We start from the raw sequence: 23584 nt of genomic DNA, 5'->3' as shown, positions 1-23584 counted from the left end.
CCTGACGGCGCTCTCGCGGCATCCATGCCGCTCGGCCCACTGCGCGTCGTCTGCGTTTGGCCTGCACCCAAGTCGCGCTTTGTGGTGTCTGGCCTGCTGCGGTATGAAGATCAAGATCAAAAGCGAAGCGCGCCATGCGCTTTCGTAGGTCGCCGCATCAACGGCCGGTCGAACGCAAAACCTGTGGGAGTCAGCTTGCTGACGAATGCGGTTTGTCATTCACCTTTGATGAAACTGGCTCACGCCATCGCGAGCAAGCTGATTGTTACGACGCTCCGCGTGGTAACACATTCAATGACGCTCTGCGTCATCCGGGATGTGGCGCATGCTGTCAGGCGTTGCGACTCTCGAAACCGGGCTGATACCACCGGTTCGAGAACCATAGAATCTCCCACGTCCTTCGGGCAGGCGCGGGCTAAACCCTGCGCCACACGCTCGCCAGCCATGGCTGCTGTTCCCGCGGCAGCCCTTCAGGCCGATAGTAGTGTTCCACCTCGACAAACCCGGCGTCGGTTAGCAGCGCGCTCCATGATTCGAGGTCGTGAAACGAGCCGTAGCGCTCACCCTTCCAGCCTTCCTGATTATCGCCACGCGGATTGGAGCTGAACAGCACGCCGTCCGGTTTCAAGGCGGCTCGCAACTCGCGCAGCACGCGCGGGAGTTCTTGACGCGGGACATGAAACAGCGACGCGTTGGCGAAGATGCCGTCGAAGCGTTCGGCAGGCAGGTCGAGCTCCAGGAAGTTCTGGTGCAACACCTCGCAGCCGCTGTCCGCGCGTGCCATCTCGGCGAAACGCTCCGAGCCGTCCAGCCCGGTGGCGATATGTCCCATCGCCGTGAATGCTCGCAAGTCCCGGCCTGGCCCGCATCCGAAATCCAGAATCTGAAACGGCGCTACGCTTCGAATATTGCGCAGCAGCGCATGGATGTTCTGACTGACGTCGTGATCCCGTGTCCCTTCGCGGAAGCCTTCGGCCACGGCGTTGTAATTGCCCAGAGTGACGGTGGTGATCTGCGCGAGGTCTTGCGAGTCGAGTTTCATTGAGGCGAATTCTAGAGCGGAGAAGCCGCCAATATACCCTTGCTCAGGTTTTGGGCAATTGTCAGGGAAAAACCAGCAACAGCTTCCTCGAAGGCTTTTGCCTGCAAGGTGTAGGAGCGTGGCTTGTCCCGCGATCTGCCGCGCAGCGGCAGCAAAACCAGGCGACCCGTTTATGCCTGACACACCGCATGCACAGATCTTGCTGCCGGTTCCCGGCAGATCGCGGGACAAGCCACGCTCCTACAGGTACCGCGTCAACCTGCTATTCAGAAGCCGCGAACCCTCTCAGATCCTGATTCCGCACAAAGTGAAGTCATGTCAGGCACAGCCTTGCTACGGGTTTGGGGAGCATTCGAAACGGGCGGCATACCCTCAGATCGCGATTCGACGTGTCTCGCAACTCCGTTCCCGGGTCGAAGAACCCGTACCATTGCCACGCAATCACCGTTTGTTCAACCGCACCGCCAGCCTGTCCCCGCCCACTTGAATGACCGCCACCAGCACCACCAGCAATACGATCACGGTGAGCATCACTTGCGTGTCGAAACGCTGATAGCCGTAGCGATAGGCGATGTCACCCAGGCCGCCTGCGCCGATTGCGCCGGCCATGGCCGAGGAGTTGATCATGGTCACCAGGGTGATGGTGAAGCCGCCGACAATCCCGGGCAGCGCTTCGGGTAACAGCACGTGCCAGACGATGTGCCAGCGGCGGCAGCCCATGGCTTGCGCGACTTCGATCAGGCCATGGTCCACTTCCCGCAAGCTGACTTCAGCGATGCGTGCGAAGAACGGCGTGGCGGCAATGGTCAGCGGAACGACGGCGGCCCAGACCCCGTAAGTCGTGCCGACGATCAGCCGGGTGAGCGGTATCAGCGCGACCATCAGAATCAGAAACGGCACCGAGCGGAAGATGTTGACGAATGCACCCAGCACACGGTTGACGTTCGGCGCTTCGAAGATCCCGCCTTTGCCGCTGGTGACCAGAATCACGGCCAGCGGGATACCCAGAATCAGCGCAATCAACGATGACACCCCGACCATTAGGAGCGTGTCGATCACCCCTTGCCACAAACGATCAAGCCACATAACCGAGTACCTGTACGTGTTGCGCCTGTTTGCGGGCGCGAATGAGCAGCTCTTCGACGGACAACGACGAATGACGAATAACCAGCAAAAGGTGTCCCAGCGCCCGGCCTTGAATACGCTCTACACCGCCGTGCAACAAACTGACGCGGCCACCGAACGCGCCGAACAAGGCCGACAGATCAGGCTCATGGGCAGTGCCGCCCGTAAACTGCAGGTCGAGCACGACACTGCGGTGTCCGTCAGAGGGCTGGGGCCGCAAGCACGCCTGCAGGTCATCGGGCAGCGCGTGTTGCAACGGCGCCAACAGGGTTTTGCTCACCTCATGTTGAGGATCGCCGAACACTTGCCAGACCGGCCCTTGTTCGACGATCTGTCCGCGTTCAAGCACCACGACGCGGTCGCAGATTTCGCGGATCACGGCCATTTCGTGCGTGATCAGGATAATCGTCAGGCCGAGTCGCCGATTGATGTCACGCAACAGCGAAAGAATCGACTGTGTGGTTTCCGGGTCGAGCGCGGAGGTGGCCTCATCGCACAGCAGAATTGCCGGGTCGTGTACCAGCGCGCGGGCGATGCCGACGCGCTGCTTCTGTCCGCCTGACAACTGCGCGGGATAGACGGTGTGTTTGTCCTGCAGACCCACCAGCTCCAGCAGTTCAGCGACCTTGCGCTGACGTTGCTCCTTGGGTACGCCCGCCACTTTCAAAGGCAGCTCGACGTTTTTCCAGACCGTCTTGGCGGACATCAGGTTGAAGTGCTGAAAGATCATGCCGATCCTTCGACGCAGTTCCACCAGCTTGTCTTCGTTGAAGGCTGCGATGTCGACCTGATCGATCAATACTCGGCCACTGCTGGGTTGTTCCAGGCGGTTGATGGTGCGAATCAACGACGATTTGCCTGCGCCGCTGCGTCCGATGATCCCGAATATCTCGCCGCGCTGGATATCCAGATCGATGCCTTGAAGGGCCGCGACCGGGCCTTGTTGGCCTGCGTAAATTTTGCCCAGTTGGCTGAAGCGCACATGGGCGTGGGCTTTCTCGGGAAAAAGCTCGGCTCGCTCGGCTGCGCGAGCAACAGTGGGTTCTGGCGGCGATGAAGGTTGGGCGATCGCGGTCATGTCAGTTCTTCCAGCCAACCTGGTACAGCGAGCCATTCACCTTGTCCAGCGAGGCACGCACCACTGGCGAGTGTTGGTAGATGTCGACGAATCGGGCCAGTCGAGGGTCGTTCCTGTGGTCCGGCTTGATCACGAACTGGATGACGTATTCAGGGTGGTCGAGGCCGTCAAAGAGAATGGCCGAGCTGGCGTCGAAGGTTTTTGCCAGACGTATGTAGGCGGGGTAACCCTGGACCAGATCGGCGTCGTCATAGGCGCGTACCAGTTGCACTGCCTCGACCTGAATCAGCTTGAGCTTTTTCGGGTTGCTGGTGATGTCATCTTCGGTCGCCTTGTAGCCCACGCCGGGCTTGAGGGTGATCAGACCCGCCTTAGCCAGCAGTTGCAGACCGCGCCCGCTGTTGATCGGGTCGTTGGCGATGGCCACCGTGGCGCCGGTTGGCAATTCATCGAAGCTTTTGTACTGCTTCGAATACAGCCCGACGTTGTTGATGATGCCCGGCGCGTAAGGAACGAGGTCAAAGCCCGATGCCGCCTTGGCATTTTCCAGAAACGGAATGTGCTGGAAGTAATTCACATCGATGTCGCCCGCATTGAGGCTGACATTGGGCGCGATCCAGTCGGTGAATTCCACCAGTTCGACCTTCAGGCCTTGCTTGTCGGCTTCGGCGACGGCGGCTTCCAGCGGAATCGCGAAAGCGGCGGTGGTGCCGATTTTCAACGGTTGATCGGTGGCTTGCGCGAAGCCGGTGAACAGGCCGAGGGAGAGGGCCAGCGTCAGAAGTGTTTTGCTCATGGTGTGTTGTCCGGTTCAGTCGTTGGTCTGGGTTGAATGTTCATCGTCAGTCAGTGCGCTTGCGGTAACCCGCGCCCGCGTGCCGCTCCGGCAGCGTTGGTCCACCCTCGGCGAACAACTTCTCGCGCAACGTTCCTTGCTCGTAGGCGGTTTTGTACGACCCACGCTTCTGTAATTCGGGAATCACCAGGTCGATGAAATCTTCGTAGCTCTCGGGGGTTACGATCCGGGTCAGGTTGAAGCCGTCCAGGCCTGTTTCGGCAATCCAGGACTCCAGCTCGTCAGCGACCTGCCCGGGCGAACCGATGACGGTGAAGTAACGACCGCCCAGTGCGTGCTGATCGAGCAGTTTCTGACGTGTCCAGTCGTTGTTTTTGAGGATCTTCGTCGCCGACTGAATGGCGTTGCCTTTAACGTGCTGGATAGGCTCATTCAGGTCATAGCCGGCGAAGTCGATTCCGGTCGACGCGGAAAAATGCGCCAGTCCGGCCTCGGCGCTGGCGTACTCCAGGTACTCCGCATGCTTGGCCCGGGCGGCTTGCTCGGTGGCGCCGACGATAACGTTGAGGCCCATGAACACCTTGATGTCGTCTGGATTACGCCCTGCCGCGACAGCGCTGGCGCGTACCCGGTTCACCTGCTCGCGGGTCGCGGGTTTGTTCTGTCCACTGATGAACACGCATTCGGCGTTACTGCCCGCGAACTGTAAGCCCCGGTCGGAGCTGCCGGCTTGAAACAACACGGGTGTGCGTTGTGGGGAGGGCTCGCACAGGTGATAACCCTCGACCTGATAGAACTCGCCGCTGTGGCGCACGTAATGCACTTTCTCCGGTCGGGCATACACGCGCGCCTGTCGGTCCCCAATCACCGCGTCGTCTTCCCAGCTGCCCTCCCAGAGCTTGTAGAGCACCTCCAGGTATTCGTCCGCCTGATCGTATCGGCGGTCGTGCTCGATCTGTTCCTTGAGACCCATGGCCCTGGCGGCGCTGTCCAGATAACCGGTGACGATGTTCCAGCCCACGCGGCCGCGTGTGAGATGGTCCAGCGTCGACATGCGCCGGGCGAACAGATAGGGCGCTTCGTAGGTGAGGTTGGCGGTCAGTCCGAACCCGAGATTTTTCGTGACCGCCGCCATGGCCGACACCAGCAACAGCGGGTCGTTGACGGGCAGCTGAATCGCCTCTCGCAACGGGACATCGACCGACTGTTGATACACGTCGTAAACACCGACGATGTCGGCGACGAACAGCCCGTCGAACAACCCGCGCTCCAGCAGTTGCGCCAGACTCGTCCAGTACTCGACCGTCTTGTACTGGGTCGAGGTGTCTCGCGGATGCGTCCAGAAGCCATGGTTGATGTGGCCGATGCAGTTCATGTTGAACGCGTTGAGCAGGATTTTTTTCTTGCTCATCAGATCGTCCCCCGGCGCGGCGGGTTGACGTCGTTGAGGTAGAAATTGCCAATGGCGTGGTACTTCCAGCGCACGGGGTCGTGCAGCGTGTGCACCCGTGCATTGCGCCAATGCCGGTCCAGGCCGTGTTCGGCCAGGGTGGCCTGTGAGCCGGACAGCTCGAACAGCGTGCTGCTCGCGGCCAATGAGATCTCGGTGCTGATGGCGCGGGCTTCGGCGACGGCAATCGACGCGTCGGCCAAGGTGTTCGCCGTGGTCCGGGCTTGTGCGCGATCCAGGTAGTCACCCGCCCGCTCAAGCAGCGCTTCGGCGGCGTGCAGGCGAATGGCGAGCTTGCCAAAGCTGTGCAGGGTCAGGGGGTCGTCGACAGCTTTTTCGATCCCGGAGTCGATCCACGGGCGCGTACGCGTTCGGACGAAATGGAGGGCGTCTTCGTACGCCGCGCGCGCGATGCCGGTATCGATGGCGGCATGAAGGATCTGCGCCAGCGGGCCTACCGTGGTGGGACGCTCGAAGGCCGTTTGAAAGGGCACCACGTCATCGGCGTCTACGAAGACGTTATCGAACACCACTGAGCCGCTTCCGGTGGTGCGTTGACCGAAACCGCTCCAGTCGTCGATCACGCTCAGTCCCGTCGCCTTTGCCGGAACGAACGCCAGTTGCTGAACGCCGTCCTCGTCGATCACAGACGTCGGAATACGCTGGGCATACAGCGCACCGGTCGCGTAGAACTTGCGGCCGTTGATGCGCCAGCCTTTACCGTCACGGCTCAGTCGTGTGGTGCGGTCGTGGGCGGTCTTGGTGCCCAGTTCAGCCAACGCGTTGCCGAAACGCTGGCCCGCGAGCACCTCGGCGTACAACCGTTTTTGCTGCTTGGCGCTGCCGTTCACGCGCAGCACTTCAAGGGCATAAAAATGGTTTTGCGGGATCTGTCCCAACGAGCCATCGGCTGCGGAGATGAGCCGAATGACCTCGGCCAGCGTTACGCTGGAAACGCCCGCGCCACCGAAAGCTTTCGGGACGCTGATGCCCCACAGTCCCGAGCGGGAAAACTGTTCCAGTTCGAGGTGCGGCAGTCGACGCTCACGATCACGCTCGGCGCTGTGTTGCTTGAAATGTTCGGCCAGCGACCGGGCGACGGCCAACGCTTCGACGTCGTCCCGAATGACCGCGATTGCGTTCGACGTCTGTGTGTCACGCGGCACGGATTGAATGCTCATAAGTATGTTTCCAGTGCTCTTGTCAGATCCAGGAGTGACGGGCAGGCAGGGTGCCGTTGAGGTGCCAGGCGCCGACGGCGTGGACCTTCCAGCGCACGGGGTCGTGAAGGGTGTGAACCCGCGCATTGCGCCAGTGACGATCGAGGTTGAATTCGGCGAGGGTGGCCCGGCTGCCAGACAGTTCGAACAGCTTCTCGCTGGCGTGCAGAGCGATGTCGGTGGTCAACACCTTGGCCTCGGCCACCACGATGGACGCGCGCGCCGCCGACTGCGCATCGATGGGCGCAGAAGCGATTTCGTCCAGCACGCGACCTGCCTTGTGCAGCAATGCCTCGGCGGCATGCAGCTCCAGCTTGAGCTTGCCGATGTCGGCGATCACGTAAGGGTCATCGCTGGCGCGTTCGACATTGGCCTCGATCCACGGACGAGAACGTTCGCGGACGAAGCGGATGGTGTCGTCAATGGCTTCCCGGGCAATCCCTGCGTCGATGGCCGCTTGAATCAGCTGGGAAACCGCGCCCTGAATGTTGGGTGACAACCCGAGTTTCCAGTTTTCAACGACGTGGTCACGGCTCACGCGCACGTTCTCCAGCAATACGCTGCCGCTGGCGGTGGTGCGTTGCCCAAATCCGGACCAGTCATCAATGATGTGCAGGCCAGGTGTACCACGGGGCACAAAGACCAGAACCTGATGGCCGTCGTCGTTGATCGCCTTGACCGCGACCCAATGCGCGAACAGTGCGCCGGTTGAGTAGAACTTGCGGCCGTTGAGCAAAAAGTGATCGCCGTCGCCGGTGAGACGGGTTTTCACATCAAGGGTGTTTTTGGTGCCACGTTCCGGGCCGCCATTGCCAATGCGCGCGCCGTTCAGAACGCTCTCGAACAAGACCTTCAACTGCGCGTCGGTGGCACTGCCGATGAGGGAGTTCAGGATTCCAAAGTGGTTCTGCGGGATCTGCCCGACCGCCGGGTCGGCGGCTGAAAGGATGGCGAACACTTTGGCGACAGTGACAAACGATACCTGCGGACCGCCATAGAGGCGCGGCACGGAAATGCTGCCAAGACCGCTGCGGGTAAATCGCTCGACCTCGGCCCAGGGCAGCTGCCGTTCGCGATCGCGTGCTGCGGCGTTCATGCGCACGAGGGCGGCAAGTTCCCGGGCGGCAGCCAGCGCTTCGGCATCGTTGCGCAAAACGGTGGCGGGCAGCAAAGGAGGAGCAGTGTCCAGGGTGTGCTGGACAGACAGGGCGCTCAATTCAGTCATGGTGATGACCTGCGCGAGCGAGTGCACGGGGATAGGGGTGCTTGACCATTCGAACCTCGAATCAAAACCGCAATGGCGGCAGACAAACTGACGATGGTCCGGTGGTCCGGTGTATATACCCTAAGCGTGTATAAAAATTAAATAAACTAACGTTTAGGAATAAGCATAGAAGGTTGGAAGACCATTCATGGACTGTTCAGACAAGTTGCGCGTAGGCCAGACAGGAGCTGAAGACCAGCATGAGAATCGCGTACTTGAGGATAAGTCTGCAGTGCATCGCTAACGCCTCCTGAAGGGTTTCCCCGAGGCTAGCAGCCCTGTTTTTTTCAGACTTCGGTGAATCGGTAGGATTAGTTGCTAGATGCTGTGGGATTTTTCCGTTCTGTTTCGCAGGTGTGAAACGCTCCACGTTTTCAGCAAACGGCGAGTCGCGGCCCATGCGTCGGTACCGCGACGCCGCCGTTTGAGGCAGTGCTTCAGTCGTCAGGAATATTCGAGTCGCCTGTAAACGCCTTGACCGATCGAGCTGGCGCCCATCGCGAATTATTGCCCACGCGGTCAATGACACAGTAGGTGATCTCCTGGTGCAGATCGTCTTCTGCTTCGCTGATCAAGGTGGCCGGCATGTGAACAGTGATGGCCTGACCGACTTCACGTTCGGTGAGTGCAGGCAAATCCATACGCAGATCCCCCCAGCGCAACGTGATCTCGTCATGAACCTCCATGTTCAGATAAGGCTCGATGATGATATCGACCCCCTTTTTAAACTGCTTCGAGGTCAGGCCCTGGCACAGGCTTGCGTCTGCAAACCTCACCGGTGCCAGCCCCTGATTCTCTTCGCCATCCGGGCTGACCAAATGACCGCCGGGAGTCTCCAGTTTGACCCAGAGTTTGTGGCAGGGAGATTTCATGGGCTCACCGCCTATCTTGGTGACTGTGTAATAGGTCTTTACCTTTCCGCTACGCAGGAAACTCTCCGGCACATGTAGGACGGATGTATGACCGATGTCAGACGCCGTTAAAAGTGTTGACGCGACGTAACAGTCTCCCCAAAACAGTTCGATCAGGTCGCCGCACTCCATTTCGGGGTAGGGGTTGATATGCACCAGTAGGCGCGACGCTGCCAGCGCCCCGATGCCTTGTTTGTTCGACTGAGGCAGGCAGGGGGCCAGGAGCGTGACGGGTGTGTAACTCACAGGGGTCTGGATCATCTTTGAATACTCATTGAATGTGAAACCTGAATAAGGCATGCGGCGATGTCCGTCATCGCAATAGCAACTTGAAATCGATGTGATTAGTACACGCTCGGCGCATGGTGTTGGCAAACATTACAAACGGATCCAAATTCGGGGTTGTTATTTTTTCAAGAGCGCTTTGTAAGTTGTCATCGAGGTAATTGTGTTGCCGCATTTATGTCAACGATAAAAAAGCCGTAACAGTATGCGAATTGGAGAAAAAGACATTTCTTACGGAAACGTCCTGTCTGTGGTGCGCAAGGGGCTGGGCATTGTCCTACTGCGTCAGGCATTCCCTGGTGGGAGAGAGGAAAGTATGTGCTTCCGGTTAAACGCCAGACTCAGTTGTCGTGCAATGGCAGTTCAATACTTGAACTTTGAAGAGGCACCGGCCAGTTACGCATTACATTCAAATATTGGATAGGAATGGACAGGATCGAGGGGGATATGAGAAAGGGTTTTGACGGATCCATATTTTTCTAAATATTGGGAGCAAAGAAAACGGCGCTTAATAGCGCCGTCTTTTTATACGCGCGATGTAGGACTAATTCCTGCTGCGCTCCAGAAACTGCCGGGTTCGTTCTTCCTTCGGGTTGGCAAACAACGCTTTGGCCTCACCTTGTTCGACGATGACGCCTTTGTCGATGAATACCACGCGGTTAGCGACATCGCGGGCGAAGCTCATCTCGTGCGTGACGATGACCATCGTGCGGTTCTCCTCTGCCAAGGCCCGGATGGCATTGAGCACCTCGCCCACCAGCTCGGGGTCGAGCGCGGAAGTGGGTTCGTCGAAAAGAATCACTTCGGGCTCCATTGCCAGGGCCCTGGCGATGGCCACGCGTTGTTGCTGGCCTCCGGAAAGGCGACGAGGATACGCATCCTCCTTGCCCGCCAGACCGACCTTGGCCAGGAGGGCGCGTCCCAGTTCGACTGCCTGTTCGCGAGGCATCTTCTTGACCACGATCGGGCCTTCAATGACGTTTTCCAGCGCTGTACGGTGAGGGAACAGGTTGAAGTTCTGGAACACGAAGCCGACGTGCTGACGCAGTTGGCGGATCAGCCCCTGTTGCTGGCTGATGGGTTTGCTGCCGTCGACCTTGATATCACCGACGACGATGGTTCCGGAGGTGGGTTCTTCAAGAAAATTCAGACACCGCAGCAAGGTCGTCTTGCCCGAGCCGCTGGGACCGATGATGGCGACCACTTCGCCGGCCTCGACGTTGAGGTCGATGCCCTTGAGGACTTGGTTGCCCCTGAATTCCTTGGTCAGTTTTTCAACGGTGATCATGCCTCAAGACTCCACGTCGTGGCGGTTGGCCCGTGCTTCCAGACGGTTCTGAACGTGCGCGAGTACCGTGCACAACACCCAGTAGATCACCGCGACGGTGAGGTACATGGTGAAGACCTCAAGTGTTCTCGAGGAAATCAGCTGCGCCTGGCGAAACACCTCCGGCACCTGGATGGTGGCGGCCATGGCGGTGTCCTTGACCAGTGAAATGAAGCTATTGCCCAGCGGTGGCAGGGCGGTACGCGCGGCTTGCGGCAGGATCGCGCGGCGCATGGTCTGCGCGCGGGTCATGCCGATACTCGCGGCTGCTTCCCACTGCCCCCGGTCCACGGCACCAATCGCCGCGCGAAGGATCTCGCAGGCGTAGGCGGCCATGTTCAGTGACAAACCGATGAGTGCTGCGCTGATGGCATCCAGTTCGATGCCGAGGTCAGGCAGGCCGTAATAAATCATGAACAGCTGAACCAGCAGGGGGGTGCCGCGAAAGAACGACACGTAAACCCTGGCAATGGCGCTGATGACCCAGACCTTCGACAAACGCATCAGTGCCAGGCCGAAGCCCAGCACCAATCCGAAGAACATCGATCCCAGACTCAGACCCACCGTGTAATACGCGCCCTTTAGCAGAAAGGGCGCGGAGTCCAGCGCGAGCTGTAGGCTCTCTGGAATCATTTGGTCACGTCAGCCTTGAAGTACTTTTGCGACAGCTTGGCGAGTGTGCCGTCGGCGCGCAGTTTGTCGATGGCCTTGTTTATCGCATCCAGCAGCTCAGGCTCGCCCTTGCGCAGTGCGATACCGGCTTCCTGACGGGAGAAGGGTTCGCCGGAAACGGCCAGCTTGTCCTTGGTCTTGGCGATCAGTTCCAGCGCGGCCAGACGGTCGACCAGAATGGCGTCGATGCGGCCTACACGCAGGTCCTGATATTTGGTCGGATCATCGTCATAGGTTTTGACGATGGCGTCAGGGACGTTGGCCTTCAGCCATTCTTCGTAGTTGGTGCCCAGACCCACCCCGACTTTCTTGCCTTTCAGATCAGCAGCGGTCTTGATGACGCCAACGTCCTTGGCTTGCACCAGCGCCTGAATGCCCGACACGGTATACGGTTCGGAGAAGTCGTACTTCTTCTTGCGCTCGTCGGAGATGGTGACCTGGTTGATCACGACGTCCAGACGCTTGGACTCCAGAGCGGCCAGAATGCCCGCCCATGGGGTAGCGGTCAGCTTGGCCTTGACGCCCAGTTCCTTGGCCAACGCCTCGGAGAACTCAACTTCGAAACCGGTCAGCTTGCCGTCTTCGCCAACGTAACTGAACGGTGGATACGTGCCTTCAAGACCGACGTTGAGGGTGCCGTTCTTCTTGATGGTTTCCAGCTGCTCGCCAGCGACGGCCTGGGTCACCAGACCGGTGCCCAGCACCAGACTGAATGCCGACAGCAGGAAGGTGCGGCGGATTGCAGACATGTTCATGTGAGTCCCCTGTTTTAATTGGTATGTCAGGCAAGCTTCAGACCTGACGAAACTACTGTGGCACCGCGCTTTTATCCAGCTTTTTCAGTGCTCTGCCGGGTATTCGAATGGTGGTGCGGCGCGATCATAGAAGCAGTCGTTCAGGATGAAAAATAATTAAACCCGAATCGCTTATTTGTTTTTTGCATATAGAAGTCACGCGCCGCCCATCGACCTGTAGGAGCGTGGCTCGTCCCGCGATCTGGCGGGCACAGCCAGCAAATTCAAATATCTTGGTGCGTCAGATGTATCAAGTGGTCTGCAATTGCGACTGCTGCGCAGTCGATCGCGGGACAAGCCACGCTCCTACAGGTGCGTAGCGTGGCTCATTGAGCCGAAAAAACGTCCGGGTACGCAAACAACGCTGGCGCACCGCCCGTGTGCAGAAAGATGATGGGACCTTCGTTGAAACGTTGCCGACCAATACCGTCCAGCAGCCCGGCCATGGCCTTACCCGTGTAGACCGGATCCAGCAGCAGACCTTCCTGACTGGCCACCAGCTTGATCGCCGCGAGCGTGCCTGCATTGGGCTCACCGTAACGCGGGCCGAAGTACTCGTCCCACAGCTGGACGTTGAAGGCAGACGGTAAGGGTTCGCCCAGCAGTTCGACGGTGCGCTCGGCCAGTCCCTGAACCTTCGGCGCCTGGGTTTCCTCCGGGCGAGACACGGTCACGCCAATGACAGGCAATTGCGGCAATGCCTCTGCCAGCGCGATGCCCAGGCCGCTGTGAGTCCCGGCGCTGCCGGAGGCCAGCACCACGGCGGCAAATTCGACGCCAGTCTGCTGAATCTGTTCGGCCAGTTCGAAGCCGGCGCGGACGTAGCCGAGGGCACCGACGGGGCTGGAGCCGCCAATCGGCACCCGATACGGGTTCTTGCCGCTGTTGCGCAACCGAGCGGCGAGCGCATGCAATTGCTCCTCAGCGTCGTCCAGGTTCTCGACGAGTTCGACCTTGGCGTCGAATAAATCCAGCAGTAGCCGGTTTCCGTTGCTCAAGTAATTGCGGTCTTCGGTGGCAATGGGGTTTTCCAGCAAGGCGACGCACCCCAGACCCAGTTTTGCGGCCAGCGCGGCTGTCTGGCGGACGTGGTTGGACTGGATCGCGCCCGCAGTGATCAGTGTGTCGGCGCCCTGCGCCAGCGCGTCAGCCGCCAGGTATTCCAGCTTGCGCAGTTTGTTGCCGCCCATGGCCAGTGGCGTGATGTCGTCGCGCTTCACATAAATGTCGCGTCCGGTCCAGGCCGACAGGCGTTCGAGCTTCTCCAGCGGGGTCGGGGTGCCGAGCAATTCGAGGCGTTTAAAACGGTCGAGCTGTTGTTTGATCATGGTGGTATCGGAACGTCTTCAAGTGAGTCGCTGGACTATAGGCAGACGACACCGACAGGGCAACCTGACGATTTCCTACGGGCCTCAGGCAAAAGCCTCACGAAAATTGTTATTTTTTTGCGCCAAATGTTTGCCGTACAGTGGCTCAACCTTCGGCCATGTCCAGCCTGACGAGCCGTCGAAATGAGGAGAAATCTGCGTGAGCACTATTCCCGAATTGTCCCCCGAAGCCTGTGCCCAGGGCGTGACCGGCCACTGGCAGTTACAGCGGATTGTGGGTGAGTTGCGCGCCGCGCGTGATGACTGGCGCACCCGTAACGGTCGTGTCAGCGGTGAGAAGGGAGGCCGTGAATTGCCATCTCGCGAAGCCCTTCGCGATATTCTCGAGGCCCTGATCGGCGCGCTGTTCCCGATGCGGCTCGGCCCGGTGGACCTGCGTGAAGAGAGCGAGGATTTCTACGTCGGTTATACGCTGGACGTTGCGCTGAATTCGCTGCTGGCTCAAGCGCGACTGGAGTTGCGGTATGTCGCTCGTCAGCGTGGTGAGGACGCCAGTTGCGCCGATGTACACGCCGAACGGCTGATTCAGGACTTCGCCAGTGCGCTGCCGCAGATTCGCCGCATCCTCGACACCGATGTGCTGGCGGCCTATCACGGCGACCCGGCCGCACGTAGCGTTGATGAAGTGCTGCTGTGCTACCCGGGCATCCTTGCGGTAATTCATCACCGTCTCGCTCACCATCTGTATAACAACGGCTTGCCTTTGCTGGCGCGGATCAGTTCGGAGCTGGCGCATTCGGCGACCGGCATCGATATTCATCCCGGCGCGCAGATCGGGCCGAGCTTCTTCATCGATCACGGAACGGGTGTGGTCATTGGTGAAACCGCGATCATCGGCGAGCGCGTGCGTATCTACCAGGCCGTGACGCTTGGCGCGAAACGCTTCCCGGCTGACGAAGACGGTCAATTGCAGAAAGGCCACGCGCGTCACCCGATTGTGGAGGATGACGTGGTGATCTACGCGGGCGCGACCATCCTGGGACGCATCACCATCGGCAAAGGCTCGACCATTGGCGGTAACGTCTGGCTGACCCGCGGCGTTCCACCTGGCAGCAACGTTAACCAGGCGAACCTGCAGCATGATGACGGGAGTCAGAAGTAAGGTCTCGACGATGCAGCGCATCCTGTAGGAGCGTGGCTTGTCCCGCGATCTGCCGAGAATCGGCAGTAGAACCTGAAAAAACGCGGTGCTGCAGGATCATGGTGTGAATTGGTTTTACGACGGGTTCCCCGCCGATCGTCCGGATGCGGCCCAGAGACAAGCCACGCTCCTACCGTTTGGTGTTTTTACCCCGCTTGCGGTGTGCCCATGCGTTGCCTCGGGGCCCTTCCAATTGGTCCTTCGCCCACTAACCGTGTTTTAATTGAACGTTCAATCAAGTTAAACCGGTGGTTCGCTGCCCGCTCGCATCAGGAGGCCTGCCCTTGCCGTATCAGATTTGCATGGAAATTTTGCCCGCCCGAAAGGCGGTATTCGTATGAGTATTCCGAGCGCTCAAAGCAGCGCCCCCGTTCGCATGAACGCGCCCGTTTTCTACTTCGCCGCCAGCTTTCTTCTCATCTTCGGTGTCGTCGTCATCAGCTTTCCCAAGGCGGCTGGAGAGTGGCTGCTGGCGGCTCAGAACTGGGCGGCGAACACCGTCGGCTGGTACTACATGCTCGCCATGACGCTTTATCTGCTGTTTGTCGTGGTCACCGCCATTTCGGGATACGGCAAGATCAAGCTTGGCGCGGATCATGATCAACCCGAATTCAGCTACCTGTCGTGGGCTGGCATGCTGTTCGCCGCCGGGATCAGCATCACGCTGTTCTTCTTTTGTGTCTCCGAACCGCTGACCCATCTCATGCAGCCGCCTCAAGGCGAGGGCGGTACGACCGAGTCCGCGCGCCAGGCCATGCAGTTGTTGTTTTTGCACTGGGGCCTGCACGGTTGGGGCGTGTTTGCGTTTGTCGGCATGGCCCTGGCGTACTTCGCGTACCGGCACAACCTGCCACTTGCGCTGCGCTCGGCGCTGTATCCGTTGATCGGTAAGCGCATCAATGGCCCGATTGGTTATGCGGTGGACGGCTTCGGCATCATTGCGACCATCTTCGGTCTGGGTGCCGACATGGGGTTCGGCGTCCTGCACCTCAATTCCGGCCTGGACTTCCTGTTCGGCGTGCCGCACACCCAGTGGATTCAAGTCGGCCTGATCACGCTGATGATGGGGGCTGCGATTCTGGTCGCGGTCGCCGGTGTCGACAAAGGCGTGCGCGTCATGTCCGACATCAACATGCTGCTGGCCTGCGCGTTACTCCTGTTCGTGCTGTTCGCCGGACCGACCCAGCATCTGCTCAATACGCTGGTGCAGAACATTGGTGACTACCTCGGCGCGCTGCCAGCCAAGAGTTTCGATGTCTACGCGTACAACGGACCCAGCGACTGGCTGGGTGGCTGGACCGTGTTCTATTGGGCGTGGTGGATTGCCTGGTCGCCATTCGTCGGGCTGTTCATCGCACGTATCTCGCGCGGCCGGACCATCCGCGAGTTCGTCTGCGGCGTGCTGTTGATTCCCCTGGGCTTCACGCTGGCCTGGATGTCGATCTTCGGCAACAGCGCCATCGATCAAGTGCTCAACCACGGCATGACCGCGTTAGGGCAGGCCGCCATCGACGATCCGTCCATGGCGCTGTACCTGATGCTGGAAAATTATCCATGGAGCAAGACCGTCATCGCCGTCACCGTGTTCATCAGCTTCGTCTTCTTCGTGACATCGGCTGATTCGGGCACCGTCGTGCTGTCCACGCTTTCTGCGAAAGGCGGCAGTCCAGATGAAGACGGCCCGAAGTGGCTGCGAGTGTTCTGGGGCGTGATGACCGCACTGATTACCAGTGGGCTGTTGTTCTCCGGCAGCATTGATGCGCTGAAGTCGGCAGTGGTGCTCACGTCGTTGCCGTTCTCGCTGATCCTGCTGCTGATGATGTGGGGCCTGCACAAAGCGTTTTACATGGAATCGCAGCGTCAGATTGCCCAGTTGTACTCATTGGCGCCGGTGTCGGGCGCTCGGCGTGGGGGCTGGCGTCAACGTCTGAGTCAAGCGGTGCATTTCCCGTCCCGTGATGAGGTCTATCGTTTCCTGGACCAAACCGTACGCCCGGCCATTGAGGACGTCACCGCCGTGTTCGTGGAAAAAGGCCTGAGCGTGGTGACCCAACCTGATCCGGCCAATCACACGGTCGGCCTTGAGATCGGACATGGCGAGGAGCGGCCGTTCATCTATCAGGTGACCATGCGGGGTTATTTCACGCCGTCGTTCGCCCGTGCCGGAATGGGCTCCAAGCAATTGAACAACCGTCGCTATTACCGCGCTGAGGTTCATCTGAGCGAGGGGAGTCAGGATTACGATCTGGTGGGCTACACCAAGGAGCAGGTGATCAACGATATCCTCGACCAGTACGAGCGGCACATGCAGTTTTTGCATTTGGTGCGTTAACGAGCCGTCGCGCTAATGCCTGACCCTATCGCGAGCTGGCTCACGTCTACAGGCTGGCGCTGGCCTGCAAATGCCCGTGCAGCAAGCGCAGGGCCGGGGTATCGAGGGCCTGCGCCGCGTAGCACAGCCCGACGCGGCGAGTGAGGTTGGGGGCGTTCGCGGGTCGGGCGATAACGTCAGGATGGTGACCGGCCATGGACTCAGGCAGCATCGCCAACCCCGCGCCCGCTGCCACCAGCCGCAGCGCCAGGGTGAAGCTGCCAGCGGTGGCGGCCACCGAAGCGGAGCTGCGGTTGTATAACTCCATCAGCCGCTGGTGAGAGGGATGCGCGGGGCAGGTTATCCACCGAACGTTGGCCAGGCTGGCCTCATCCAGAGTGGCGTGATCGGCCAGGGGATGATGGGCAGGAATCGCCAGCACAAACGGCTCCTCCCAAAGCGGCAGAAACAATTCGTCCTCACAGCAATCTTCCTCGACCGACAGCCGGGCATCGCCGGTGCAACCCTCCTGTAAGGTGAGCAAAAGGTTCGGGACGACTTGATAGGCCAGGGCGAGAAACGCTTCGAGGTGGCTGGAGGCAATATCGCCTTCGACGCCTATGTCGAGCGCCAGCCGGTCATTGCGTTGCCGAAACTGATTACTCAGCGCATGGGCTTCCGCGAGCAATCGCCGGGCCTGCGGATAAAGCGTGCGCGCGTCATCCGTCACCTCCACTCCGCGCGGCAAGCGCTGGAACAGTGTCGTGCCCAACGCCTCTTCAAGCTGGCGAATGGTGACCGAAAGCGTCGGTTGGCTGGTAAACAGACGCTGTGCCGCCGAGGTGATATTGCGCTCTTCAAAGACCGCAATGAACGCACTGAGTTGACGAATATCCATATCAGAAACCGATACCAGCAAGAGGAAATAAGCATTTTTCGGCAACTGCCGGGGCTGAATATACTCGCTTTAAGACGTTGCTATCGGTTGTGCTTATTCCTGCATGTCAGGCCTGACACGTTGCCGTAGCCCTGCAACCGATGCCGCCGTGTATATCCGCGAAGGCCCGAGCTGTACTGGGCTGCTCATCATTCAGACAAGAAAGAGAGGATTGAATGACTTACATCGCCGCACAAAACCGCTATGAACGCATCCCGTATCGTCGAGTAGGCCGCAGCGGTCTGGTGTTGCCTGCCCTGTCGATGGGCTTGTGGCACAACTTCGGCGACAGCACCCCTATGGACACGCAGCGCGCCATGCTGCGTACCGCATTCGATCTGGGCATCAACCACTTTGATCTCGCCAACAACTACGGTCCGCCGTACGGCAGTGCTGAAATCAATTTTGGTCGTTTGCTGCGCGAAGACTTCAAGCCGTATCGCGACGAGCTGATCATTTCTACTAAAGCGGGCTGGGACATGTGGCCGGGGCCATACGGTCAGGGCGGCGGTTCACGCAAATATGTGCTGGCAAGCCTCGACCAGAGCCTGCAGCGCATGGGGCTGGATTATGTGGATATCTTTTATTCACACCGCTTCGACCCGGACACCCCGCTGGAAGAAACCGCCGGCGCGTTGGCGACCGCCGTGCAACAGGGCAAGGCGCTGTACATCGGCATCTCTTCGTACTCAGGTGCGAAAACCCGCGAGATCGCCGGTCTGCTGAAGGAGTGGAAAATCCCGCTGTTGATCCATCAGCCGGCCTACAACCTGCTCAATCGCTGGATTGAAAAGGACCTGCTGGACACGACCGAAGAACTGGGCGCCGGCGTTATTGCTTTCACGGCGCTGGCGCAAGGCCTGCTGTCGGACAAATACCTGAACGGCATTCCAAAGGATGCGCGGGTCAACCGTCCGGGCGGCGGTTCGTTGCAGGCCTCGCATTTGTCCGAGCAGAACATCGAGCACGTACGCGCGCTTAACGAGATCGCCAAACGCCGCGGCCAGAGCCTGGCGCAGATGGCCTTGGCCTGGACGCTGCGCGATCCGCGCGTGACGTCAGCCCTGATCGGTGCGAGCCGTCCTGAACAGATCATCGAAAACGTCGGTGCACTGGATAACCTTGCGTTCAGCCAGGAAGAGCTAGCAGAGATCGATCGGTTCGCCGTGGAAGGCGGGATCAATCTGTGGGAGAAACCGTCTTCGGCAGAGTGACAGGCTGCAACTGCCGGGGGCGGTCATACGCCACTGCCCCCAACGGCGCACGCCATTTCACGGTCAGGTAAGGAGCCCCGTCAGCGGTTATAAGCCGGATCGGCGTATTCGCCGGGCGCCAGGCAATGACAAAAAAATTCACGTCGTCGTTCATGGCCGCAAGCTACCTTCCTTAACCAACGGGTCTGTCGAGCTTTCGCGGCTCACCGGCCAGAAAGGTTGCGCAAGCGCCACGGGCCTTCGAAGCGGTGGGTCCTCGGGTGCCTCTCGATGGTACTCAGGGTGATGGTGTTGGTAGTCCATGGCCGCCTGAACCAGGCGTGGGTCACTGAAGCGAGGCCCCCAGAAGGCGGCGTTTATCGGTAACCGTTTATCGATGCCCGTTCTGCCGTGGCCAATGGGGAATGTCACCATCGGCCATCCCAATGCATTGGGCAGATCGTAATAGGACCGTTGGTTTTGCAGGCCAGACGGTTCTCCCATTCCCTGACGAAATCCCACATGCGCGCCTAACGGCAGGACCATCATGAAATCCACGCCGGCGACATTCAGAGCGTCTTGCCATAGCGCCATCTGCTGACGACGGCGCTGCTCCGCTTCGATTCGAACAGCGCACGGGAGCTGCTCCACGACAGGATGGGTGTACTTCGTGCCGTAATAACGTAAAAGCGTTTCCTGGTCGGCTTCAGGACGGCCCGCGGCGAAGGCCTCGACGGCCTGCCAATAGTTCGCTTCGTATTGCTGGCAATAGGTCGTCGCCATGGCTGGCGTTACGGGTGTATAGGGATTTTCGATCGTCCAGAGAATGGGGCCCGCGTAGTAAAGGCAATTCACCTCATCCGCCATGTTCACCCCTGCAAACTCGATCACGCGGGCGCCCAACTGCTGCAATTGCACCTTGAAGCGCTCAAAGGCTGCGCTGTAGTCGGCGTCATAGGTCTGTGCAGGAGGCACTGCGGATGTCGTCATCCAGTCCGTCTGGGGAATGCCGATCGTCAGCCCCGTCAGTGGTGCCGCTCCGGGACGGGGTTCAGTTGGCATGGGCGGAAACGGCAGCGGCGTATGCAAGGTTTGCGGGTCACCGTCAGGGTCGGGCCCCTGTATCGCGGCGAGCACATGCGCGGCGTCCTGTACCGAGCGCGCCATGGGGCCGACCACATCCCAACCTATGCGCAAGGGCATTACACCGCCCGTTGATACATAGCCCAGTGAGGGCTTGATCGCGCTGGCACCGTTGGCGGCGGCCGGAATGATCATGGAGCCGCCGGTCTCCTCACCCAGTGTCGCGACGCAAAGCCTCGCGACCGGGGCGATGGCCGACCCAGAACTGGAACCGCCGGGCACCTTGTCGAGGTCCCAGGCATTGCAGCCGAAATCGCCATGCGTGCTGCCTGAAAAGCGAGAGCAAATGGTGTGCCCCAGCACGACGGCGCCTGCATCGCGCAATCGGGCAACGGCAGTGGCATCGCGCAACGCAACGTTGGTGCTGAATTCCGGGGCGCCATTCTTGCTTTCGCGGTCAACGATGCCGATGGAATCCTTGACGCCTACAGGTATTCCACACAGCAGCGGTGCGGGACCGCGGGGATCCTCGGGGTTGTTGATCCATGCATCCGCTTCGTCTGACTGCACCAGCGCTTGCTCGCGGTCGATACGGACAAACGCGTTATAGCCGCCATTGTCGTTGTAGATTTCAAAAGGACCGTTGAGCCGGTCGATGCGGGCAAGATAGGCAAGCGTGATCTGCCGGGAGGTCAGTTCACCAGCGCGCAGGAGCGCAGCCATTTCGACGAGGGAATAGTCGACCAGCCGCTCCTGCTTTTTGATAGGTGGGCGACGAAGGCGTTCGTCCTTACCCCACCGGTAGACCTGTTGCCAGAATCCTTTCACGCAATGTAGCTCCCTGTCTGTGGTGCTTGGCACTCAGGGAGCTAATCACTGTTGGGGGCCGGCGTAAACTGTCACAAATGACAGTTCGCTCAGGCTTCGTCTCCCTCGTCGTCATCCCCGCCATCGATCTTCATGCCCAACTCCTTGATCTTGCGCGTCAAGGTATTGCGGCCCCATCCCAGCAGCACGGCCGCGTCGCGGCGACGTCCAGCGGTATGTTTCAGGGCCGTTTCGATCATGATGCGTTCGAAGGTCGGCACGGCGCTGTCCAGCAGACTGGATTGACCCCGTGCCAGCGCCTGATCCGCCCATTGGCGAAGGGCTTGCTCCCAGTTGGTGACCGGTGCAGCGTCCTGAGGCAGGCTCAGCAACTCGGGCGGCAGGTCGCTGATGTGCACTTCGCGACCCGAAGCCATGACCGTGATCCAGCGGCAGGTGTTTTCCAGCTGTCGCACGTTCCCTGGCCACGGCAGGTGTTTGAGGTATTCCTCGGTCTCGGCTTTCAGCAACTTCGGTTCGACGGCGAGTTCTTGCGCCGCACGACTGAGGAAGTGCTTGGCCAGCGTCGGAATGTCTTCACGGCGGTCGGACAAGCGCGGAATGTGGATGCGAATCACGTTCAGTCGGTGGAACAAGTCCTCACGGAATTTGCCGGCCTGAACCAGGGTTTCCAGATTCTGGTGCGTGGCCGCAATGATCCGCACATCGACCTTGACCGGCGTGTGACCCCCGACGCGATAGAACTCGCCGTCTGCCAGTACACGCAACAGACGCGTCTGGGTGTCGGCCGGCATGTCGCCGATTTCGTCGAGAAACAAGGTACCGCCGTCCGCTTGCTCGAAACGTCCGCGGCGCAGGTTGGCCGCACCGGTGAACGCGCCTTTTTCATGGCCAAACAGTTCGGACTCCATCAAATCCTTCGGGATCGCTGCCATGTTCAGCGCGATAAAGGGTGAGGCCGAACGCGGGCTGTGACGGTGCAGGGCGTGAGCCACCAGCTCTTTACCCGTCCCCGACTCACCGTTGATCAGCACCGTGATGTTGGAGTGACTCAGGCGACCGATGGCGCGAAACACTTCCTGCATCGCCGGTGCTTCGCCGATGATTTCAGGGGTGCGGGTCAGGGTGGGCGCAACGTCCATGCCCTGTTGTTCCTGGGCGTGCTGATTGGCGCGTTTGACCAGAGAGACCGCCTCGTCCACGTCGAACGGCTTGGGCAGGTATTCGAAGGCGCCGCCTTGATACGAGGCCACGGCACTGTCCAGGTCCGAATGCGCGGTCATGATGATGACCGGCAGGCGCGGATGCTGTTCGCGAATACGCGCCAGCAGGTCCAGGCCACTGGCGCCCGGCATGCGAATATCGGAAATGATGACGTCCGGTTGCTGACGGGCCAGGCGGCTCATCACGCCATCGGCACTGTCGAAGCTTTGTGTGGTCATGCCTTCTTGTTGCAAGGCCTTTTCCAGTACCCAGCGGATGGAACGGTCGTCATCGACGATCCAGACAGTTTCACTACGGCTCATGTCGAAGCTGCTCCTTGTTCCAGCGGCAAGAAGATCGAGAAGGTGGTGTGGCCAGGATGGCTGTCACACTCGATCAGCCCCTGGTGCTGACTGATGATGTTCTGGGTGATGGCAAGGCCCAGCCCGGTACCGTCCGGACGGCCGCTGACCATTGGGTAGAAAATGGTTTCCTGAAGTTCCGGCGGGATGCCCGGACCGTTGTCGATGATTTCAATCTTGCTCACGAGACGATGGCGCACATGGCCAATCGTGAACTGGCGCATCGCGCGGGTGCGCAGGCTGATCCGGCCCAGGCGCAGTTCGTTTTGCCCGCTGATGGCCTGCATGGCGTTGCGCACAATGTTGAGCACGGCCTGAACCATTTGGTCGCGATCGATCAAGACGTCCGGAATGCTTGGGTCATAGTCGCGCACCAACGTGATGCAGCCCTGACTCTCCGCTTCAACCAGGCTGCAGACGCGTTCAAGCACTTCATGGACGTTGGTCATTGCCAGCGAGGGCAGCTTGTTCGAGCCCAGCATCCTGTCCACCAGGTTACGCAGGCGATCGGCTTCCTCGATGATGACGTTGGTGTAGTCTTTCAGACTTTCCTCCGGCAGCTCCCGCGCCAGTAGCTGTGCGGCGCCGCGAATCCCGCCCAGCGGATTCTTTATTTCATGGGCCAGTCCACGCACCAGCATCTTGGTGGTTTCCTGCTTCGACAGCTGAGCTTCTTCCTTGGTGATGCGCAGCAGGCGGTCACGCGGATGGACCTCCAGCAGCAACATGGTTTCGCCTTGCGACAGAATCGGCGTCACGGCGTAGTCGACCGTCAGCGTCTGGCCGGTCAGCGCGGTCAGCATGGCTTCACGCTTGGTAAACGGATGCGCCTGTTCCACCGCTTGACGAAGCGAGCTGAGGGCTTCGGCGGATTCCGTGAACAACTCGCTGATGAATTGCCCGTGACTGCGCTGACCACTGATCGCCAGCAGCATTTCAGCTGCGGGATTCATGTATTCCAGGCGCAGGTCTGAATTGAGCAGAATCGTGGCAGTGGTCAGGTTGTCGAGTAACAGTCGGTGCAGCGTATCGCTGATAGTCATGAATCTCGTTGACCTCTTTTGGCGCATTACACGTGGGAGGGCCCAAACGTGCAGGCTCTGGTTGGTCTTCGCCAGCGCTGGCAAGCCGCTCGGTACCGGCTTGCCGTTGCTTATCTGTTTGAAAATGCAAA

19 protein-coding genes are annotated in these 23584 nt (G+C 59.8%); 3 read left to right on the top strand and 16 right to left on the bottom strand.

The features are described from left to right. Positions 1-415 precede the first annotated feature (415 nt). The 12 genes from BMY73_RS24660 to BMY73_RS24605 form a co-directional block, all read right to left on the bottom strand. Entirely contained in the window at positions 416-1042 is a 627-nt protein-coding gene (locus BMY73_RS24660) for a class I SAM-dependent methyltransferase (RefSeq protein WP_092410412.1), read from the bottom strand. 441 nt (positions 1043-1483) lie between these two features. Further along, on the bottom strand, positions 1484-2128 hold the full coding sequence (locus BMY73_RS24655) for a methionine ABC transporter permease (RefSeq protein ID WP_092410410.1): 645 nt from the start codon (positions 2126-2128) through the stop codon (positions 1484-1486). Then, positions 2118-3245 (bottom strand): methionine ABC transporter ATP-binding protein, encoded by a 1128-nt coding sequence (locus BMY73_RS24650; protein ID WP_092410408.1) that lies wholly within the window; start codon positions 3243-3245, stop codon positions 2118-2120. The genes BMY73_RS24655 and BMY73_RS24650 overlap by 11 nt, the downstream gene beginning before the upstream one ends. Position 3246: 1 nt before the next feature. Next, positions 3247-4041, bottom strand: coding sequence for a MetQ/NlpA family ABC transporter substrate-binding protein (locus BMY73_RS24645; protein ID WP_062385632.1), 795 nt, complete (start codon positions 4039-4041; stop codon positions 3247-3249). Positions 4042-4087: 46 nt separating this feature from the next. After that, a complete protein-coding gene (locus tag BMY73_RS24640; RefSeq protein WP_092410406.1) occupies positions 4088-5452 on the bottom strand; it encodes an LLM class flavin-dependent oxidoreductase in 1365 nt (454 codons plus the stop codon). Beyond that, a complete protein-coding gene (locus tag BMY73_RS24635) occupies positions 5452-6672 on the bottom strand; it encodes an SfnB family sulfur acquisition oxidoreductase (protein WP_092410404.1) in 1221 nt (406 codons plus the stop codon). Before BMY73_RS24635 ends, BMY73_RS24640 begins: the two co-directional genes overlap by 1 nt. Before the next feature lie 22 nt (positions 6673-6694). Continuing rightward, complete coding sequence (locus BMY73_RS24630; protein WP_092410402.1) at positions 6695-7936, bottom strand: SfnB family sulfur acquisition oxidoreductase; 1242 nt, start codon at positions 7934-7936, stop codon at positions 6695-6697. A 476-nt stretch (positions 7937-8412) separates the two neighbouring features. Next, positions 8413-9147, bottom strand: coding sequence for a hypothetical protein (locus tag BMY73_RS24625; RefSeq protein WP_092410400.1), 735 nt, complete (start codon positions 9145-9147; stop codon positions 8413-8415). A gap of 568 nt (positions 9148-9715) precedes the next feature. Further along, positions 9716-10459 carry an L-cystine ABC transporter ATP-binding protein TcyN gene (gene tcyN, locus BMY73_RS24620; RefSeq protein WP_062385620.1) on the bottom strand — a complete coding sequence of 248 codons (744 nt, stop codon included), beginning with the start codon at positions 10457-10459 and terminating at the stop codon, positions 9716-9718. 3 nt (positions 10460-10462) lie between these two features. Next, on the bottom strand, positions 10463-11131 hold the full coding sequence (gene tcyL, locus BMY73_RS24615) for a cystine ABC transporter permease (RefSeq protein ID WP_062385618.1): 669 nt from the start codon (positions 11129-11131) through the stop codon (positions 10463-10465). Further along, the gene (gene tcyJ, locus BMY73_RS24610) at positions 11128-11925 is read right to left on the bottom strand and encodes a cystine ABC transporter substrate-binding protein (RefSeq protein ID WP_062385616.1); all 798 of its coding nucleotides are present in this window, start codon (positions 11923-11925) and stop codon (positions 11128-11130) included. The genes tcyL and tcyJ overlap by 4 nt, the downstream gene beginning before the upstream one ends. Positions 11926-12290: 365 nt before the next feature. Continuing rightward, positions 12291-13292: a D-cysteine desulfhydrase gene (locus BMY73_RS24605; RefSeq protein ID WP_092410398.1), complete on the bottom strand. Its 1002-nt coding sequence runs from the start codon at positions 13290-13292 to the stop codon at positions 12291-12293. A gap of 217 nt (positions 13293-13509) precedes the next feature. On the opposite strand from BMY73_RS24605, the gene epsC reads away from it, so the two are divergent. Together epsC and betT are read left to right on the top strand one after the other, a co-directional pair. Next, entirely contained in the window at positions 13510-14454 is a 945-nt protein-coding gene (gene epsC / locus BMY73_RS24600) for a serine O-acetyltransferase EpsC (protein WP_062385647.1), read from the top strand. Positions 14455-14869: 415 nt separating this feature from the next. Then, complete coding sequence (betT, locus tag BMY73_RS24595) at positions 14870-16825, top strand: choline transporter BetT (protein WP_162770535.1); 1956 nt, start codon at positions 14870-14872, stop codon at positions 16823-16825. Between the two features lie 46 nt (positions 16826-16871). Here the strand turns inward: betT and BMY73_RS24590 are convergent, their stop codons facing one another. Next, positions 16872-17702, bottom strand: coding sequence for a LysR family transcriptional regulator (locus BMY73_RS24590; RefSeq protein WP_092410396.1), 831 nt, complete (start codon positions 17700-17702; stop codon positions 16872-16874). Positions 17703-17917: 215 nt separating this feature from the next. Here BMY73_RS24590 and mgrA point away from each other — a divergent pair, with 215 nt between their 5' ends. Then, positions 17918-18955, top strand: coding sequence for an L-glyceraldehyde 3-phosphate reductase (gene mgrA, locus BMY73_RS24585; RefSeq protein ID WP_062385608.1), 1038 nt, complete (start codon positions 17918-17920; stop codon positions 18953-18955). Between the two features lie 150 nt (positions 18956-19105). Here mgrA and BMY73_RS24580 read toward each other — a convergent pair whose 3' ends face one another. From BMY73_RS24580 to glnL, 3 genes are all read right to left on the bottom strand, one after another. Beyond that, positions 19106-20845: an amidase gene (locus BMY73_RS24580; RefSeq protein WP_062385606.1), complete on the bottom strand. Its 1740-nt coding sequence runs from the start codon at positions 20843-20845 to the stop codon at positions 19106-19108. A gap of 89 nt (positions 20846-20934) precedes the next feature. Further along, positions 20935-22371 (bottom strand): nitrogen regulation protein NR(I), encoded by a 1437-nt coding sequence (gene ntrC, locus BMY73_RS24575; RefSeq protein ID WP_062385605.1) that lies wholly within the window; start codon positions 22369-22371, stop codon positions 20935-20937. Next, complete coding sequence (gene glnL / locus BMY73_RS24570) at positions 22368-23453, bottom strand: nitrogen regulation protein NR(II) (RefSeq protein WP_062385603.1); 1086 nt, start codon at positions 23451-23453, stop codon at positions 22368-22370. Before glnL ends, ntrC begins: the two co-directional genes overlap by 4 nt. Positions 23454-23584: the final 131 nt, after the last annotated feature.

The organism is Pseudomonas sp. NFACC02, from assembly GCF_900110765.1.
In the GTDB taxonomy this organism is placed as follows: Bacteria; Pseudomonadota; Gammaproteobacteria; order Pseudomonadales; family Pseudomonadaceae; genus Aquipseudomonas.
Note: the sequence above shows the minus strand (reverse complement) of the source record. Positions and strands in the feature narration are given on the sequence as shown.